This window comes from Methylobacterium sp. PvR107 (genome assembly GCF_017833295.1).
Lineage (GTDB): Bacteria > Pseudomonadota > Alphaproteobacteria > Rhizobiales > Beijerinckiaceae > Methylobacterium.
The window spans coordinates 4,715,344-4,731,417 of record NZ_JAFIBW010000001.1 but is presented as its reverse complement, the minus strand read 5'-3'; the positions used below and the strand labels follow the sequence as shown (position 1 = coordinate 4,731,417).

Genomic DNA, 16,074 nt, shown 5'->3' with positions numbered 1-16,074 from the left:
GGGGTCAACCTAGCGCCCTCACCCGTGCTGCGCGAGCGCCCGCGGTGACGGCACAGCGGTGGATGTCGTCCCGGTCACGACACCGGGTCCGGCGGGTCACCGTAGGGAAAGAAGTCGGCTGCCTTCATCTGGGTAGAGGGCAGATGATCGAGGCGGACCGTGCCGAGGAACGGCTCCAGCGGCTCGACCAGCAGGATCGTGCGGGCGTAGCCGCTGTCATCGAAGCCGCGGCGAAAATGGACCCGCGACTTGATCGCAACCACGTCGAACGCGGTTGGGTCGAGGCCGAGGCTCCAGAGCTCGGCGGGCTCGACGATCTGGGCGAGTTGCGGGCTGAGCACCAGGACGTTGCCGGATCCGAAGCCGATGCAGAGCCAGTGACCGCCCCCGCCGCCGCTCCCGGCGACGCCCGGCGCCGGCGCGGCGACCACCTGCAGCACGGTTCCGGTGATCCGCACCGGCTCACCGGCGGACGGGTCGGCACCGCCGCCCAAGGCCGCATCGAAGGCGTCGCCCGGCCCGAGACCTCGCGCCAGAGCGTCCGCGACGATCTCGGCCGACGCGACGGTGGCGACGAGGGTGCGCGTCAGGCCCTGCGCCACGATCTCGCGCAGCAGCCATGTGGCCTGCCCGGAGCGGTCGCTGTGGTCGGCCAGCACGACGGGGCCATCTCCCGCGGCGACGGCCTCGCGGGCGAGCCCCACGCCCTCCGCAATGGGGTAGATGCGCGCCGCGTCCAGCAGCCCGTGACGGTGGCGCCACGCGAAAGCGGCGACATCCCGGGCCACCCTGTCGGCGAGGTCGGGATCGCCGTTGGTCATCGCCTGCACGGTCATGCCGCAATCCACCGCATCGCCCCAGGGGAAGCCGAAGAAGACGTTGACGTAGACGTCGGGCTCGCGCGCCTCCCAGACCAGTGCCCGCTGGATGAGGTCGGACCAGGGCGCAGCACCGGTCCACTGGACCACAGTGGGCGATAGGATCGGGACCTTGATCACCCTGTGTGCCGGCCGATAGTCGCCGCGCACGGCCCGGACCAGCATGCGGGCGGCCCGCTCACCCTGAAGATGACCGTCGTAGTGGGGGAAGTACTTCACCGCGAACGCCATGTCGGCGTGGGCGAGGAACGCGTCATCCTCGTTACCGTGCAGGTCGAAGGTGCCGACGATCACGGCCCGCTCACCGACCGCGTCGCGGATCTGCCGGGCGATGTCGGCCTCCGGGCGGGGGACGCCGCGTACCGCCATCGCGCCGTGCAGCGCCAGAAAGACGCCGTCGAAGGGCCCCTGCCTGCGCAGCTCCGCGACAAAGTTGCCGAGGAAGTAAGCGTAGGCGTCGGCGGTGATCCAGCCCGAGGCGGTCCCGGTGCGCGGCCAGAGCGGCGATGTGATCCCGACGAGTTCGACGCCCGGGTACTCGCGCGCCACCCGTACGAAGCCGCCCATGTAGCCCTTCGGATCGGTGGCGAGCAGCGCCTCTCCCGAGGCGGGCGAGCCCGGATAGATGAAGTCCTCCCGGGTCGTGTCGTTCGGCAGGAAGGTCACGGTCTCGTGCGTGAACTGGAGCACGGCAATGCGCATCGGGGGAGATCCTTGATGGTCCGGGAGCGCGTCAGGAGATCTCGCGCACCAGCTTGGCGATGAGGGCGCGCCCGAAGGCCGCGAAGCTCTCGGCGCTGATCACGAAGGCCCCTTCGCCGCCGATCACGACGGACCGGTAATAGGCCGCCAGACCACCGGCTGGATTGGTGTGCTCCTTCAGGAAGCCGGGCATCCCGTCCGGATCGGTGAGGATGACGATGCCGTTGACGGTGGCGCCGGCCGCCACGGCCGCGTCCCGAGCGTCCGTGACGGACGGGCCGGCATTGCCGGTGCCGTCGCCGGAGATGTCGATCACCCTGCGATCGGTCCGATACGGCGCCTGGGCCAGAAGCGTGGAGGCGAAGCGGATCGCCGAGCCGATCGCCGTGCGGCCGTAGAACGGTCGCGTCGCGGCGGCGAGCCTGGCGGCGAAAACGTCCGCGTCCCGCGCGGAGGCGATTACCATCCAGTCCACCGCGATCTTCTGCTCCCCGGGTCCGGCCCAGTCGAACAGCGCGACCCCGATGCGGCCGGTCGGTCCCTCGCCGATGGCGCGCAGGACGCGCGGATCGCGGAACGCCTCGGCGTAGCCGCGCCGTTCGAGTTCGTACCTGTCCTCGCTGATGCTCAGCGACACATCGACGGCGAGGACCAACAGGACATCGACCGACTGCTCGGCGGCACCGGCGCGGCGGCCCGCCAGCGACAGGGCGGCGAGCATCCCGGACAGAAGGTGGCGTCGCCGCATGGCCGACACTCGGTGAGGGGCGCCCGCACGGGACGGCGGACGGTCACTTTCATGCAACGAGCCTGCCGCGCCTCCGGTTCGGCTCGGGCCGTGGCGGGACGGCAGGGCGCTGTGCCGCAAGCCCGGAAAGTTCCGCGTGTGGCGATCGGGGCTGTGCCGCTTTCCGCCTCCTCCTGACCGCACGCCGACGCGCTACCTCGCTCGCTCAGCGGTGCGCTCGGCACCGTGTCCAGCCAAGTGTGCCACATGCGGATTGTTCGGCGGATCGGACGCGTCATCGAGAGCCTCGCGGTCGGAGGCGTCACCGGTACGGTCGCGCTGGTCAGCCATGCGCTCGACGCGACGATTGGGCGCGTTGGCCGCCTGTCCGCGCGCCTGGATGCGCGACTGGCGGAACTGGCCCGCGAGTCCAGGGCGCGGCATCGGCAGCAGGGCCGCCGACAGATCCATCCCGTCACCCTGAAATGAATTCTGCGCGCCGATGGCCCGTGGCTACAGCCCCGGGCCCTTGGCCGCCCCGAAGATGCGGCCCGGGCGACCATCCGCGGCGCCCTGCAGCAACACCACCCAGCTGTCTGCGTCGGCCGTCTTCGTCTGCGTAAAGGGCACGTCGAAGCGCGACGCCTGACCGGTCCAGGACCCGAGACGCTGCATGCCCCGCACGACGTTGACGTAAGTCGCCGTGCGGCCGCCATTCTCGCCGCCCTGAATCGCGATCGCCCGGCTGCGCAGGACGGGAACCAGCCAGACGTCGCCGTGCAACTCGGTCTTGCCCTCCGGCGCGGCTCCGACCTCCACGAGGATTCGGTCACCCTGTCGCTCGCTCCGCACCGGCACCGGCAATCCGCCATGCTGCGCGGCCTCGCGGAGCAGCCGATCCAGAGTGCTCCTGTCCGAACCCACCGCGAAGGCGCTGCCGTCGACCACGATCTGCGGGGTGAAGACCTGGCGCGCCCCGCGACCCCGTGCATAGGCACGCTGCCGCTCGGTGAGCGGGCGCAGGGCCAGCGTGTCCTTCCAGCCGAGATAATCCCAGTAGGTCACCGGCAAGGTCAAAGCGATCACCCCGGGTTGGCGGGACAGATCGCGCAGCACCGGATCGGCCGTGCGGCAGGCTCCGCAGCCCTGGCTGGTGAACAATTCCACCACAGCGCGAACCGGCTCGGCCCGCGCCGCGGACGCCAGCATCAAGGTGGAAAACAGAACGGCAGCGCAGAGCGCGCGGCTGTCGCGGGTCAGGGCGCGGTGCCGAGGCGTCATCGGGGTATCAGAACGTCTGGGACGCCGTCTGTGAAATCACGTTGGCTTGAGAGACCTCTACCATCGGTTGAGGCGCCGGCGACGAGGGCCTCGGTTTCGGCAGCATGTCCGGCCGCCAGCGTCGGTGCATCCAGAGCCACTGGCCGGGATTCTCGCGCACCCAGCCCTCGACCACGGCCGTCATCGCCTGCATCGCGCCCACCACGTCGATGGTTCCATCGGCGGCGCGCGGAAGGTCGAGGGGCGGCGTCAGCTCCAGCCGGAAGCGCCCTTCGGGCAGTCGTACGACGCGGACGCCGTGCACCGGGCAATCGTAGTGCCGGGCGAGCTTGGCCAGGAGCGGATTGGCCAGGCACGGACGACCGAGGAACTGGACCACAACACCGCGGGTGAAATGCTGGTCGATGAGCTGGCCGAGGTGGCCTCCATTCGCCACGACATCGCGCATGGCGAACACGGCGCCCGGCGTCGAGGCGGCCAGCCCGCCCATGGACCGGCGGCGGACTTCCTGGACGAGGCGGGCAGCGGCCGGATTGTTGGGCGGTCGAAACACGGCGGTCGCATCCAGGCCGAACCGGGCGGCGCAGATGGCCGGCAGCTCCCAATTTGCGAGATGCGCCGAGAAGATCAGGCCCGGCTCGCCGTCGTCGCGCAGGGCGAAGAAATGCTCGATCCCGGCGACCTCGGTCCGCGTGGGCGCCGTGGCCGCGGGATCATAGTCGAACAGGCTGTCGAGATGGGCGTACTCAGCCCCGGTCCGGCCGAGATTGTCCCATGCCTCGAGGGCGATCCGCTTCCGATCCGCCTCGGTCATATCCGGAAAGGCGGCCCGGAGGTTGGCCAGGGCGATGCGGTGCGCCGGCAGGAGTGGGCCGACGACCCGTAGCAATGCGGCCCCGAGCGCGGTCGACCGCGCCGGCCCAAGGGCCCGCGCGATCCAGACCAGCGCGCGGATCAGGGGAATGGTGGCGAAACCGGCGAGGCGCGGATACGACCGTTTCAGCAGGAGAGCGAGACGCAGCACAATCGAATCCTGGGCCTGACACGGGCGGCCCCCCGACGCGTCCGTAGGGCGAAGCTTAAGCCATGTCTCCTGCGGGGCGAAATGGGCTCCGGCGGTCCGGTCGGCTTTGTGATGAAGGGGCGGGTCAGTTTCCCACCCACCAGCCCGGACGTCGGAGCGCTTCGGGATCGCGTGCTGCGTTGGTCCTCGCCCGGGGGCTCGATCCTGCGCCGTCGTTCCGGGGCGGCGAAGGCGAGCCCGGAACCCAGAACCGCAGAGGCAGTGCCGGGTGTCGCTTAAAGACCGCGGACATGGGCGCCGTCTTGCCGTGCTTGCGACACTGCAAAGCGATGACTTAGAGGCTGACGAGGATCTTCCCGAAGACCCGGCGTGATTCAAGCCGTTCCAGGCCCTGCGCGAAGTCGGCCAGCGGGTAGACGGTGTCGACCACCGGCCGGATGCCGGCTGCCATCTTGTCGAGCGACTGGCGAATGTTCGCGAGCGAGCATCCGAAGGAGCCGGTGATCCGATACTGCTGCTGGAACAGCTGCATCAGGTTCATCGTCGCTGAGACACCGGAAGTCGATCCGCAGGTGACGAGCCGGCCGCCGCGCTTCAGGCACAGCAGGGAGCCGTTCCAGGTATCGGCCCCGACATGCTCGAACACCACGTCGACACCCTTGCGCTTGGTCAGGCGCCGGACCTCGCCCTCGAAACGCTCGGTGCGGTAGTTGATCACGTGGTCGGCGCCGAGCTCGGCGGCCTTGCGGCCCTTCTCGTCGTCCCCGACCGTCGTGTAGACCGTGCAGCCGATCGCCTTGGCCATGCGGATCGCCGCGGTGCCGATCCCCGAGCCGCCGGCATGGACCAGCACGCTCTCGCCGGGCTCAAGCCGGGCATTGTCGAACAGCATGTGCTGGACCGTCCCGAAGGCGATGCCCGCGCAGGCCGCGTCGGTGTCGCTGACGCCCTCCGGCACCTTCACCACCAGCCGCGCCGGCATCGTCACGCGCTCGCGGGCGAAGCCATCGAGGTGAAAGCCCATGACCCCCGAGACATCCTCGCAGAGGTTGTCGCGGCCGTCGCGACAGGCGCGACACCGCCCGCAGGTCATGGCACCGTAGGGCACGACCCGGTCGCCGGGCGCGAGATCGGCGACGTCCTCTCCCACCGACTCGACGATCCCCGCGGCCTCGGCCCCCACGATCAGCGGCATCTTCCGCTTGGCGAAGGCCATGCCGCGAAAGCCCCAGACGTCGATGAAGTTGAGGCCGACCGCGCGGATCCGGACCTGCACCTCGCCGGCGCCGGGGGCGGACGGCGCTTCGATCTCACTCACGCGCAGATCGCGGTCACCGAACAGCTGAAGGGCTTGCATAAGCGTTGTTTCCGTTGGCGGCGGCGAGGCACGCAGCTCGGTGATGTCAGGGCGGGTCAGGCTTCGAGACCTGCCGCTAATCCGGCGCCAGGTAGCGCCGCCTTGCCCAACCCAGCACCCGGCCGGCCTTGACCCGGCACCAGGTGGTGCGGCTCGGGGTCTCGTTGGTGCAGCCGAAGACCAGCGCCCGCGACCGGATCTCGCCGAGCTGCTCGGCCGACGGGTCCGGCTCCGCGCGGATGCTCAGAGCCTCGCCGGGCGCGAGACCCGAGATGCGATACGTCTCTGGCTCGGCCCAGGCCGGATCCGCCGCGAGCGGTGCGATGCAGAGGGCAACAGGGAGGGCGAGGCGGGCGCGCATCGGCAGGGACGTCCGGTTCGGCGGCGTCACCGGTCAGGTCCGATGCACGCCCAGCATGGCGGTCAGGCCGCCATCGACAGGCAGCACGGCCCCGGTGATGTAGGAAGCCCCTTCGCCCATCAGGAAGGCTGCGAGTGCGGCGACATCCTCGGGACGCGCAAAGCGGCCCGCGGGGATCTGCCGCTCCATGCCGTCCCGATACGCGGCGTAGCGCTCCATCATGGCGGTGTCGACGAAGCCCGGCGCGATGACATTGACGGTGACGCCGCGCTTGGCCGTCTCGATGGCGAGCGTCCGGCAATAGGCGATGAGCGCGCCCTTGGTCGCCGCATAGGCGGCGTTGCCGGCATTGGCCCGCAGCGCGGCGACAGAACCGATCGCGACGATCCGGCCTGACCGCGACCGCGTCATCTCGCGCACCAGGGCCTTCGCCAGACTGGTCAGCGAGAAGAAATTGACCTGCATCGCGGCCTCGGCCCGCTCCTGATCGAGCATGGCCGCGAGGGCATCGGAGGATTGGCCGGCATTGTGGACCAGCCCGTAATAGCCCGTCGCCTCCGCAATTTCGCAGAAGCCGTCGAGCGCCGCCTTGTCGGCAAAGTCCAGGGCATGGGCCGCGAAGGCGCGATCCGGATGCGCCGCGCGCAGATCGGCGAGCAGAATCTCCGCCGCGTCGGCCGAGGCGCGGTAGGTGAAGTCGACCGCGTGACCCGCACCGGCGAGCGCGCGCACGATCGCGGCGCCGATCCCGGAGGCGCCGCCGGTGACGAGGACCCGGCGCGAAGAGGCCACGCCGCTCACGCCGGTTCCGCGCCGAAGACCAGGCAGGTGTTCTGGCCGCCGAACCCGAAGGAGTTCGACAGCACCGTGCGGACCGGCAGATCGCGGGCGGTCTCGACCACGTCGAGGACGATCGTCGGATCCGGCACCCGATGGTTGATGGTCGGCGGGATTCGGCCGTTCCGCAGCGTCAGCAGCGACACGGCCGCCTCGATGGCACCGGCGGCGGTGAGGGTATGGCCGATCATCGACTTGTTGGACGTCACCGGCAGGGAGGCGGCCCGGTCGCCGAACACGGCCCCGAGACCCAACCCCTCCATCTTGTCGTTCTCCGGCGTGGAGGTGCCGTGGGCGTTGACCGTGTCGATCGCGTCGGCCTCGATCCCGGCATCCTCCAGGCTCGCCCGGATCGCCGCGATGATCGGGGCCCCGTCCGGGCTGGAGCGGGTGCGGTGGAAGCCGTCGCCCTTCTCGCCGCATCCGAGGACGTAGCCGAGGATCGCGGCGCCCCGGGCGGCAGCGGCCTCCGCGTCTTCGAGGACGAGGGCCGCCGCGCCCTCGCCCATGACGAAGCCGTCGCGGTCCTTCGAGAACGGCTTCGAGGCCGCTGCCGGATCGTCGTTGCGGGTCGAGAGCGCCGACAGCAGCGAGAAGCGGATCAGCGATTCGGGATTCACCGACCCGTCGGTTCCGATGCAGAGCGCCGCCGCGGTCTCGCCGCGCCGGATCGCCTCGACGCCGAGTTGGATGGCGGTGGCGCCCGACGAGCAGGCAGTGGAGAGCGAGATCGGCGATCCCTTGGTGCCGAAGCGATCGGCGATCCGGTCAGCCACAGTGCCGAAGATGAACAGGTCGTGCCAGGGATCGAATCGGCGTGTCGCAGCGGCCCGGAGCAGGCCGGCATAATCGACCGGCCCGTCGCCGCCGGCGGCCTCGGCCAGAGCCTGCCGCTGCGGCCACTCCATCTCGACCGGCGGCACCGCGATGAACAGCGCCCCCGGGAAATCGCCCTTGGACCCGATCCCGGACTGCGCCACCGCCTCCTCGGCGGCGACGGCGGCGAAGCGCTCGGACAGCAACGGCGCGACCAGAGGCTCGGTGTTCAGGAAGTCGACCGTACCGGCGATGCGCGTGCGCAGGCCGTCGGTGGAAAACCGGCCGATGGCGTGGATCCCGGACCGGCCCTCGGTCATGGCGGCCCAGGTGTCCGCCTGTCCCTGGCCGAGGGAGGAAACGACGCCGATGCCGGTGACCGCGACGAGCGGCCGGCCCTTGGCGTCGCGGTACGATCGCGCGCTCATGCCGTGGTCCTTAGAAGATTTTTGCGGTTTCGCACACCGGGCCACCCGGCATGTTCCGAAGCGCCGCCACCGGCTGCGGCGATCCGGACCACGCTCCGGCCGATCAGGCAGCCGTTGTCGCCCTCGGGGCATTGGCGAGGCGCAGCACCGTCTGCAGCAGCACGTCGGCTCCGGCCGCGCAGTCGCTTTGGGTCGCGGATTCTGCCTCGTTGTGGCTGATCCCGTCCTTGCAGGGCACGAAGATCATCGCGGCCGGCACCTTGCCGGCGAGGTTGCAGGCATCGTGCCCGGCGCCCGAGATGATCCGGCGGCGGGCATGCCCGAGCCCTTCGGCGGCTTCGTCGATGGCCGTCACGATGGCGGGATCGAACGGCACCGGCTCCTTCCGCCAGATCCGGCTCAGCGCGATCTCGAGCTTGCGCCGCGCCGCGATCTCGGCCGCAGCCTCTTCGAGCGCCGCCTCCATCGCATCGAGGGTCTCGGAGCGCGGGTCGCGGACGTCCACCGTGAAGGCGACCCGGCCGGGCACGACGTTGCGGGAGGGGGCCAGGATCGCGGCCTCGCCGATCGTCGCCACCGCCGAAGGCGCGTGCGCCAGGGCGATCCGCTCGGCGGCCAGCGCGAACTCCGACAGCGCCAGCAGGGCGTCCCGGCGGCGCGGCATCGGCGTGGTGCCGGCGTGGCTCTCGAAGCCCGTGATCACGCCGTCGAACCACATGATGCCCTGGCCGCCCTCGACCACGCCGATGGTCTTGCCCTCGGCTTCGAGGATCGGACCCTGCTCGATGTGCAGTTCGACGAAGGCGCCGATCTCCTGCGCACCCACGGCCTCGGCGCCGCGATAGCCGATGGCGTCCAGGGCCTCCGCGACCGTCGTGCCGGCGGCGTCGCGCTTGGCCAGGATCGCGTCGGTGGTGAACTCGCCGGCATAGGCGGCCGAGGCCATCATGGCCGGCGCGAAGCGCGAGCCCTCCTCGTTGGTCCAGTTCACCACCATCAGTGGTGCCTCGGTCTCGATGTTGGCGTCGTTCAGACTGCGCATCACTTCGAGACCGGCCAGGACACCGAGAACGCCATCGAACTTCCCGCCAGTGGGCTGGGTGTCGAGATGCGAGCCGAAGGCGATCGGCTTCCGGCTCATGTCGCGGCCGGTCCGCAGGGCGTATTGCGTGCCGAGCGCGTCGACCGAGACCGTCAGCCCGGCCGCCTCGCAGGCGTCCCGGAACCAGTCACGCACGCGCCCATCCTCGGGCGAGAGCGTCAGCCGGTTGATGCCGCCGGCAGGGGTGCCGCCGAACGCGGCGGTCTCCAAGATCGTGGACCAGAGCCGCGTGCCATCGGCGCGCAGGTTGTGGGTCTTGCTCGGGATCGTCTCGGCCATGCCGGTTCCTTTCACGGCGCGGGGCCGTGCGACAAGTGCTTTGTGAGGAGACGCCGCCCTCTCGGCGACGCGCCACCCTCCAGCAACGCCGATGCCAACCGCGCCCGTCAGGCCGGCGAGCGACGTACCGGATTGGCCCGCAGGAGCCCGACGCCGTCAACCCGCAGCGCCGCCGCGATCTCACCGAGGGCGCTCGCCTCGATGTTGCTGATCCCGTCTTGGTCGGCGACGTCCGCGGCGATCAGGAACACGTTCTGGCGCTGGATCTCGGGCCGTTCTGCGATCGCCCCGACATGGCGCAGGTTCTCGGCACGGCCGAGGCGCGTGCGCGCCCGGGCGATCCCCTCGTAGAGTTCGGTCTCCAGCATCAGCGCGTCGTAGCCCTTCATCAGCACCGGATCGGCACGAAGACCGTGGAGGGCGGCGTCGAATTCCCGGCCAGCGACCTCGCCGTCGGCCACGATGACGTTGGCGGACGCCGAGACGGCGGCGAGCATCAGCGCCTTGTCGCCCGCGTAAGCGGTCACGGTGCGGCCGACTTGGCCGATGATGTCGCGCAGGAGGCTCATGCCGGACGATCGCGGGTGGCTGCGGAAAACGTGTGAGGGATAGCAGAGCACGGCCGATAGGGAAGCCATTGCGGTGCAGGCCGTCGACGCGACGCCGGCATGGGCAGATGACAGCCGATCAGATCCGCCGAATACAGGCAAATCGGTGATCGATTCGACGAATAGACACGCTTCGGCAACATGCGTGTGCGACTCATCAAGACAACCGCGCCGTCAAAGCGCGGTCGGCGGATCGCAGGCTCCGACACCCCCCCTCAGCCGGATCCTGTCCCGTCGTCACGCCGCCGGAACGTTGTTCGGGTGCCCCCCAGGCCCGAGCGTCGTGCCGGCGGCGGTTTCGTTGGCGAGATGGTCCACCACGGCCGAGAGTGCTGCGCGCTCCGTGGATCCGGACCGGCGCGCGGCCGCGAAGACAGCCATTTGACGATCCGCGCTCGTCCCATCGGCCGCGATCGCGCGTGCGCGCCCGCAGGCCTCGGCGCAGTGCAGAGCGTCGGCGTCCTCGGCGATCAAGCCGAGCACATTATCGACGCTCGCATCCAAGGCTATGGCCTGCGCGCGGGCCTCATCGATAAGCGTGGCCCGGATGCCGTCGCGCTCGGCCCGCCACAGGTTCTCCATCACGAAGCCCCGTGACGCCGCGGTCATGCCGGCATTGCAGGTCCGGTCCCGTACGACGTGCCGGACGAGGCACCGGAACAGCGACGCGATACAGAGCGCATCGTCGAGGTGCGTACAGCTGTCGGCCACCCGCAATTCGAGCGTCGGGTACTTGAGCGAGGCGCGCAGGTGCCACCAGAGATAGCTGGCATCCGCTATGGCGCCGGCCCTGGTCATGACATCGACGTAGCGGGCGTAGTCGGCCTCGTCTGCGAACAGCTCCGGCACACCGGTCCGCGGCAGCTCGGCATAGGCGCGCATCCGGTAGCCGGCCAGCCCGGTCTGCCGGCCCTGCCAGAACGGCGACGAGGTCGAGAGCGCCAGCAGCACCGGCAGGAACGGCAGCAGCCGGTTGATCAGCCCGATCCGTGCCTCCGGGTCCGGAACTTCGACGTGGACATGGAGGCCACAGACGAGGTTGCGCCGTCCGAGCATGCGGAGGTCGGCCATGATGCCGTGATAGCGCGCCTTGTCGGTGGGACGCTGGTCGCGCCAGCGCGCCGTGGGATGCGTGCCCGCCGCGAAGGGCAGAACCCCCCGCTCGGTGCCGATCTCCGAGAGGCTGCGCCGCAGGTCAGCGAGGTGCCCCCTGGCCTCGGCGACGTCGGCGCTCGGCGGAGAGGCCACTTCGACCTGACACTGAAGCTGCTCCCGTTCGGCATGGTCGAGGCGGGCCCGCACGGCGGCGTGGAAGGCCCGGAGCCCGGCGCGCGGCGTCCCGCGCGTGCGGGCATCGGCGAGGAAGAACTCCTCCTCAATACCGAACCTGTAGGCGTGGGCCATCGGCGCTCCCTGCCCGCGCCCGGGCGGACCTTCCGGCGAACGCCACCGCACCGGCCAAGTTCCGGACCGTGCGGTGCCGCGAGACGCGTCAGCGCCAGAACGGCTTCACGTCGAGGAGCTCGGCCCGGGCGTCCGCGGCAGCCTCAAGCAGCTTCTGTGCCCCGGGATCGTCCGGGCCCGGCATCGGCGGGCCGGACAGGCTCTCGGTCATCGCGCGCGCGGTCTCCTGATCGTTCAGCACGCCGAGGTGGTCCTGAAGGTCCGACAAGGCGGCCCCGAATTTCTCCTGCCGCCGCCGGGATTTCTTCTTGTGAAAGAGGCCGGCGAAGAATTCCGCGCCGTAGCGCAGCTTCTTCGCGGCGATGCGGGCACGGTGGCGGGTATGGGGGTCAAGCTTTTTGAGGCCGCGGCCGCGCTTCTTGAGCCGCAGACGGGCCCTGTCGAGCACGCGGGCCGCAAAATCGCGACCGTCCTCCTTGGCCGCCGGCTGTGCCGCCCAGGAGCCGGCCTCGATCCAGCCGGCGAACTCGATGATGAGGCCGCGCCATTGCGGGCTCTCCAAGGTTGCGAGAACCGCGTCGTAGGCGCGCTCCCGCTCCGCCTCCGCCCGCTCGCGCAGGCCGTCGAGACCCTGATCATCCGGACGCTCCTCGACAAGGGTCGGCAGCGTGTGTCCGAGGAACACATCGAGGTTGCGGGCATGGCCGAACGGCTCGGTCACCCGCTTGATCTCGTCGTTGAAGCCCTCCGCCCGCGGATCGCCCTCCAGCATGGGCGCGAACAGTGACAGGGCCGAGCGCAGCCGGCGCAGCGCCACGCGGATCTGATGCAACGCCTCGGGTGCCCGGCCGCCCTCAAGAAACGCCGTCTCGTTGAGGCGCATGTGGCGCAGGCAGGCCCGCGCGACGCGCCGAAAGACGTCGCCCGTGCTCGCACCCTCCGGGAGGTCCAGGATCTCGGACTTGGCGATGGATGGTCCCTTGCCGTCGAGAAGCGCGAATCCGACGGCACTCTTGGCCTTCACCGACAGGCGCAGGGGCACGCTTTCGGCGAGCGCCTGAGCGACCAGGAAGAGGTCGGCCGGATCGCCCTCCTGAAGTTCCAGCTCGACTTCACAGAGCGACGCATCGCCGGTCGGAGCTTCGACACGGCCCTCGTCCAGGGTGACGAGGATCTTCGACGCGCCTTGCTCGACCGGGATCTCACGGCGCCTGACCACGGTGGAGAACAGACGCTCCAGGGGCGCATCGGCCTCGCGCAGGACCTGCTCGGCTGCGGTCCCGGCCCAGGCCGCCGGGTCCGGCGTCTCGCCGACGATCTCGGATTCCCACTCGGCCCGATTGAACAGGCCGACATCGCCGCGGCCCGCCTTCACGGTCTGGATATGGCGGCTACCCTTGGCGCGCACGCGCAGGGTCAGGCCAGCCGCCCTGAGGTCGCGGCCCGGCGTATCGTAGTAGGTCGTGACCAGAAGCTCGGGTTCCAGGGCCGCAGCGCCCTCCAGCCGCGGATGGGCGGCGAGTGCGGTCAGGTCCGGACCTGCGCAGTCGAGCTTCAGCTCGATCTCGCGGGGCTCTGCCGGGGCGGCGCTATCGGTGTCGCTCATGCTCTCCTCTTTGTGACCTGCCTTGCCGGATGGCGCGAGGCACTCAGCCGGTTGCATCGAAGGGTCGCGCTGATGCCACTTAGGCTCGCCATCCGGTGAAGCATGCTGAGGGACACAGACGCTTTCACGGCATCAAGCAGGGCGCAAGAGCATCGCCGTATGCGGATGAGGCATGTTGCGCCGCGTTAAAAACGCGCTTTCCCAAAACCGAATCGCGTGGCAAAACAAATTGTCCACAATCCAATCCGCCTTTCTCGCTCCGGTCCCGATCGTCCGGAGGCTCGCGGTTCGATGTTGAACCGGTGAGGCAGACTTCCCTTGCTACGAGAGTGGTGCGCCCGGCGTGGACGGTAGCACCGCGGAGATCATCCGGTCGGTGGCTGCGTTGAAGACCCTCCTCGTCGGCGTGATCGGGCATGTCGATCACGGCAAGACCGCTTTGGTGCGTGCGCTCACCGGGATCGAGACGGACAGGCTCAAGGAAGAACAGGCCCGCGGCGTATCGATCGTCCCGGGCTTCGCCCTGCTGTCCTCGGACCAGGGTGAGATCGACCTCGTCGACCTGCCCGGTCACGAACGATTCGTGCGCGCCATGGTGTCGGGCGCCACCGGCATGCGGGCCGTCCTTCTCGCCGTCGATGCACAGGAAGGCATCAAGCCGCAGACCGTCGAGCATCTGGAGATCGCCCGCCTGATCGGCGTGCGTCGCGGCGTGCTGGCGCTGACCAAGACGGATCTCGCAACGCCCGACGCGATCGCGGCGCGGTCGGCCGAGATCGCCGCCGCGGCGTCCCGCGCCGGTCTCGAGGCGGGTCCCGTCATCGCAACCTCCACGATCACCGGTTCGGGCTTCTCAGAGCTTGCCGCGGCTTTGTCGGCGCTGCTCGTCGAAGGCGAGCCCAGCATCGACGACGGCTTTCCATATCTGCCAGTCGATCGGGTGTTCTCGCGGCCGGGCTTCGGTACCGTCGTGACCGGCACGCTGCGACGCGGCCCGCTCGCGGTCGGCGACACCGTTGAGATCGCGCCCGGCGGCCGGACTGCCACGGTCCGCGGCCTCCAGATTCACGGCCGTCCGGTCGAGCGCGCCGAGCCCGGGCGTCGGACCGCCGTCGCCCTGCGCGGCATCGGCCTCGACGAGATCGCCCGGGGTCAGGCCCTGTCGCTGCCGGGCCTGCTCGCGCCGAGTCATTGGCTCGATGTGGCGATCACGGCCGCGGCCAGCGCGGAGGCAGCGCTGGCCGCTGGCACCAATTGCCGCCTGCTGGTCGGCACCACGGAGGTCGAGGCCCGGCTGCGACTGCTCGACCGCGACGCGCTCGAACCGGGCGCGAGCTGCCAGGCGCAGCTGCACCTCGCCGAGCCGGTTGCGGTGCCGGCTCGGGAGCCCTTCGTCCTGCGGCTCGATTCCCCGGCGGCGACGGTCGCTGGCGGCCGCGTGATCGACCCGGAAAGCCGGCGGCGGCGGCGCAACGATCCGCGCGTGATGGTTGATCTCGCCAAGCTCGCGACCGGCCGGCCGAGCGAGGTGATCGCGGTCCGTCTCGGGCAGGCCGGCGCGGCCGGCGCAGTGCTGCCCGAACTGGCTCGGCTCGCGGGCGTGGCCCCGGAGCGCGCTCGGGCATTGCTGGTCGAAGCCGGCGCGCGGGACGTCGGCGAGCGGCTCATCGGGGCCGGAGCCTTCGAGGCCCTTCGCACCGGCGCACTGGCAGCCCTGTCGCAGCACCATCGTGACAACCCGATGGAGCACGGAATTACGATCGAGCGCCTGTCCCGCTCGCTGTCCCTCGCTGAAGCGCTCACCGCCACAATCCTGCGGGCTCTCGCCGCTTCAGGTGCGGTCACCCAGGCCGGAACCCTGTGGCGGCGCGCCGATTTCGATCCGGCTCGGAACGAAAGCGAGGCCGCGCGCCGGCTGGAGCAGCTCTTCCGCCGCGCCGGCCTCAACCCGCCGGACGAAAGCGACGCCGTGGGTCGCGACGTGCGCCGACGCGAGGCCCTGACATATCTGGTCGGAGCCGGCACGGTGATCCGCGCTGTCGATCGCGTGCAACGCCGCGCGGTGCTGTTCCACCGGGAGGCGGTGGCGGGTGCCCGGGCGCGTCTTGCCGAAGCCTTTCCTCACGCCACCACGGCCGAGTCGGGCTTCCTGGCCCGAGAGGCCGGCGCGACCCTGGGAATCTCGCGCAAGTTTTCGATTCCCCTCCTCGAGCACCTCGACGCGGTCGGCTTCACCCGTCGGGCGGGGGATCGCCGGGTGATCGTCGGTTTGGAGCCGGACTCCACCGGCGAGGGTTCGGCCTAGAAATCCTCGCCGGGCCAGTCGCCAGGACCAGGTTCGTAGCAGGTGTATCCGATCAGGCAGTTCGGGTTGTCCCGGGTCGGGCGAAACGCGCGTTTGGCGATCTCGGTCGGCTCGCAGAACGTTCGGTCCCGGACGAATCGATCGTAGGTCATGCCGCCGGTTCCGAGCACCAGGGCACCCCGCGCCTGGATCAGCCGCATGGTCTGCTGGCAGGTCATGGTCGTGCTGGAGAGTCGCGTCTGCGCTGCGGCTGGGGTCGCGGCCAGGATCAGCGCCGCGGCAATCCGGATCTTCATCGCCTTCGCCTGTCGTCTGCGGGAAGATATGCGAACAACCCGACCGGTTCGGGCACTGCTCCC

At 70.2% G+C, this 16,074-nt stretch carries 15 protein-coding genes; 2 read left to right on the top strand and 13 right to left on the bottom strand.

Going from position 1 to position 16,074, the window contains the following annotated elements; all coding sequences use genetic code 11:
• Positions 1-74: 74 nt before the first annotated feature.
• Positions 75-1,580 carry a M81 family metallopeptidase gene (locus tag JOE48_RS22335; RefSeq protein WP_210032974.1) on the bottom strand — a complete coding sequence of 502 codons (1,506 nt, stop codon included), beginning with the start codon at positions 1,578-1,580 and terminating at the stop codon, positions 75-77.
• Between the two features lie 31 nt (positions 1,581-1,611).
• Positions 1,612-2,328 (bottom strand): DUF1194 domain-containing protein, encoded by a 717-nt coding sequence (locus tag JOE48_RS22330; protein WP_210032973.1) that lies wholly within the window; start codon positions 2,326-2,328, stop codon positions 1,612-1,614.
• Between the two features lie 246 nt (positions 2,329-2,574).
• Between JOE48_RS22330 and JOE48_RS22325 the strand changes: the two genes are divergently transcribed.
• Entirely contained in the window at positions 2,575-2,796 is a 222-nt protein-coding gene (locus JOE48_RS22325) for a hypothetical protein (RefSeq protein WP_210032972.1), read from the top strand.
• 24 nt (positions 2,797-2,820) lie between these two features.
• Here JOE48_RS22325 and JOE48_RS22320 read toward each other — a convergent pair whose 3' ends face one another.
• The 10 genes from JOE48_RS22320 to JOE48_RS22275 form a co-directional block, all read right to left on the bottom strand.
• Positions 2,821-3,588, bottom strand: coding sequence for a thioredoxin family protein (locus JOE48_RS22320; protein ID WP_210032969.1), 768 nt, complete (start codon positions 3,586-3,588; stop codon positions 2,821-2,823).
• 7 nt (positions 3,589-3,595) lie between these two features.
• A complete protein-coding gene (locus tag JOE48_RS22315; protein ID WP_210032967.1) occupies positions 3,596-4,612 on the bottom strand; it encodes a lipid A biosynthesis lauroyl acyltransferase in 1,017 nt (338 codons plus the stop codon).
• 334 nt (positions 4,613-4,946) lie between these two features.
• Entirely contained in the window at positions 4,947-5,969 is a 1,023-nt protein-coding gene (locus JOE48_RS22310; RefSeq protein ID WP_210032965.1) for a zinc-binding dehydrogenase, read from the bottom strand.
• Between the two features lie 76 nt (positions 5,970-6,045).
• A complete protein-coding gene (locus tag JOE48_RS22305) occupies positions 6,046-6,330 on the bottom strand; it encodes an SH3 domain-containing protein (RefSeq protein ID WP_210035987.1) in 285 nt (94 codons plus the stop codon).
• 33 nt (positions 6,331-6,363) lie between these two features.
• The gene (locus JOE48_RS22300) at positions 6,364-7,131 is read right to left on the bottom strand and encodes an SDR family NAD(P)-dependent oxidoreductase (protein ID WP_409518607.1); all 768 of its coding nucleotides are present in this window, start codon (positions 7,129-7,131) and stop codon (positions 6,364-6,366) included.
• Positions 7,128-8,411, bottom strand: a complete 1,284-nt coding sequence (locus JOE48_RS22295; RefSeq protein ID WP_210032964.1) for a beta-ketoacyl-ACP synthase — start codon at positions 8,409-8,411, stop codon at positions 7,128-7,130. Before JOE48_RS22295 ends, JOE48_RS22300 begins: the two co-directional genes overlap by 4 nt.
• 103 nt (positions 8,412-8,514) lie before the next feature.
• On the bottom strand, positions 8,515-9,792 hold the full coding sequence (locus JOE48_RS22290) for a Zn-dependent hydrolase (RefSeq protein WP_210032963.1): 1,278 nt from the start codon (positions 9,790-9,792) through the stop codon (positions 8,515-8,517).
• A 107-nt stretch (positions 9,793-9,899) separates the two neighbouring features.
• On the bottom strand, positions 9,900-10,361 hold the full coding sequence (locus JOE48_RS22285) for a tellurite resistance TerB family protein (protein ID WP_210032962.1): 462 nt from the start codon (positions 10,359-10,361) through the stop codon (positions 9,900-9,902).
• 276 nt (positions 10,362-10,637) lie between these two features.
• On the bottom strand, positions 10,638-11,804 hold the full coding sequence (locus JOE48_RS22280) for a carboxylate-amine ligase (RefSeq protein ID WP_210032961.1): 1,167 nt from the start codon (positions 11,802-11,804) through the stop codon (positions 10,638-10,640).
• 88 nt (positions 11,805-11,892) lie between these two features.
• Positions 11,893-13,410, bottom strand: a complete 1,518-nt coding sequence (locus tag JOE48_RS22275; protein WP_210032960.1) for a CYTH and CHAD domain-containing protein — start codon at positions 13,408-13,410, stop codon at positions 11,893-11,895.
• Between the two features lie 343 nt (positions 13,411-13,753).
• On the opposite strand from JOE48_RS22275, the gene selB reads away from it, so the two are divergent.
• Entirely contained in the window at positions 13,754-15,715 is a 1,962-nt protein-coding gene (gene selB / locus JOE48_RS22270) for a selenocysteine-specific translation elongation factor (protein ID WP_210032959.1), read from the top strand.
• On the opposite strand, the gene JOE48_RS22265 is transcribed toward selB, so the two are convergent.
• Entirely contained in the window at positions 15,712-16,011 is a 300-nt protein-coding gene (locus JOE48_RS22265; protein WP_210032957.1) for a hypothetical protein, read from the bottom strand. The two genes, selB and JOE48_RS22265, sit on opposite strands and share 4 nt — an antisense overlap.
• Positions 16,012-16,074 lie beyond the last annotated feature (63 nt).

Excerpts from the sequence above, each read along its gene's own strand:
- JOE48_RS22335 (WP_210032974.1), bottom strand. The coding sequence starts at position 1,580 with ATGCGCATTGCCGTGCTCCAGTTCACGCACGAGACCGTGACCTTCCTG.
- JOE48_RS22330 (WP_210032973.1), bottom strand. The coding sequence starts at position 2,328 with ATGCGGCGACGCCACCTTCTGTCCGGGATGCTCGCCGCCCTGTCGCTG.
- JOE48_RS22325 (WP_210032972.1), top strand. The coding sequence starts at position 2,575 with ATGCGGATTGTTCGGCGGATCGGACGCGTCATCGAGAGCCTCGCGGTC.
- JOE48_RS22320 (WP_210032969.1), bottom strand. The coding sequence starts at position 3,588 with ATGACGCCTCGGCACCGCGCCCTGACCCGCGACAGCCGCGCGCTCTGC.
- JOE48_RS22310 (WP_210032965.1), bottom strand. The coding sequence starts at position 5,969 with ATGCAAGCCCTTCAGCTGTTCGGTGACCGCGATCTGCGCGTGAGTGAG.
- JOE48_RS22305 (WP_210035987.1), bottom strand. The coding sequence starts at position 6,330 with ATGCGCGCCCGCCTCGCCCTCCCTGTTGCCCTCTGCATCGCACCGCTC.
- JOE48_RS22295 (WP_210032964.1), bottom strand. The coding sequence starts at position 8,411 with ATGAGCGCGCGATCGTACCGCGACGCCAAGGGCCGGCCGCTCGTCGCG.
- JOE48_RS22290 (WP_210032963.1), bottom strand. The coding sequence starts at position 9,792 with ATGGCCGAGACGATCCCGAGCAAGACCCACAACCTGCGCGCCGATGGC.
- JOE48_RS22285 (WP_210032962.1), bottom strand. The coding sequence starts at position 10,361 with ATGAGCCTCCTGCGCGACATCATCGGCCAAGTCGGCCGCACCGTGACC.
- JOE48_RS22280 (WP_210032961.1), bottom strand. The coding sequence starts at position 11,804 with ATGGCCCACGCCTACAGGTTCGGTATTGAGGAGGAGTTCTTCCTCGCC.
- JOE48_RS22275 (WP_210032960.1), bottom strand. The coding sequence starts at position 13,410 with ATGAGCGACACCGATAGCGCCGCCCCGGCAGAGCCCCGCGAGATCGAG.
- JOE48_RS22265 (WP_210032957.1), bottom strand. The coding sequence starts at position 16,011 with ATGAAGATCCGGATTGCCGCGGCGCTGATCCTGGCCGCGACCCCAGCC.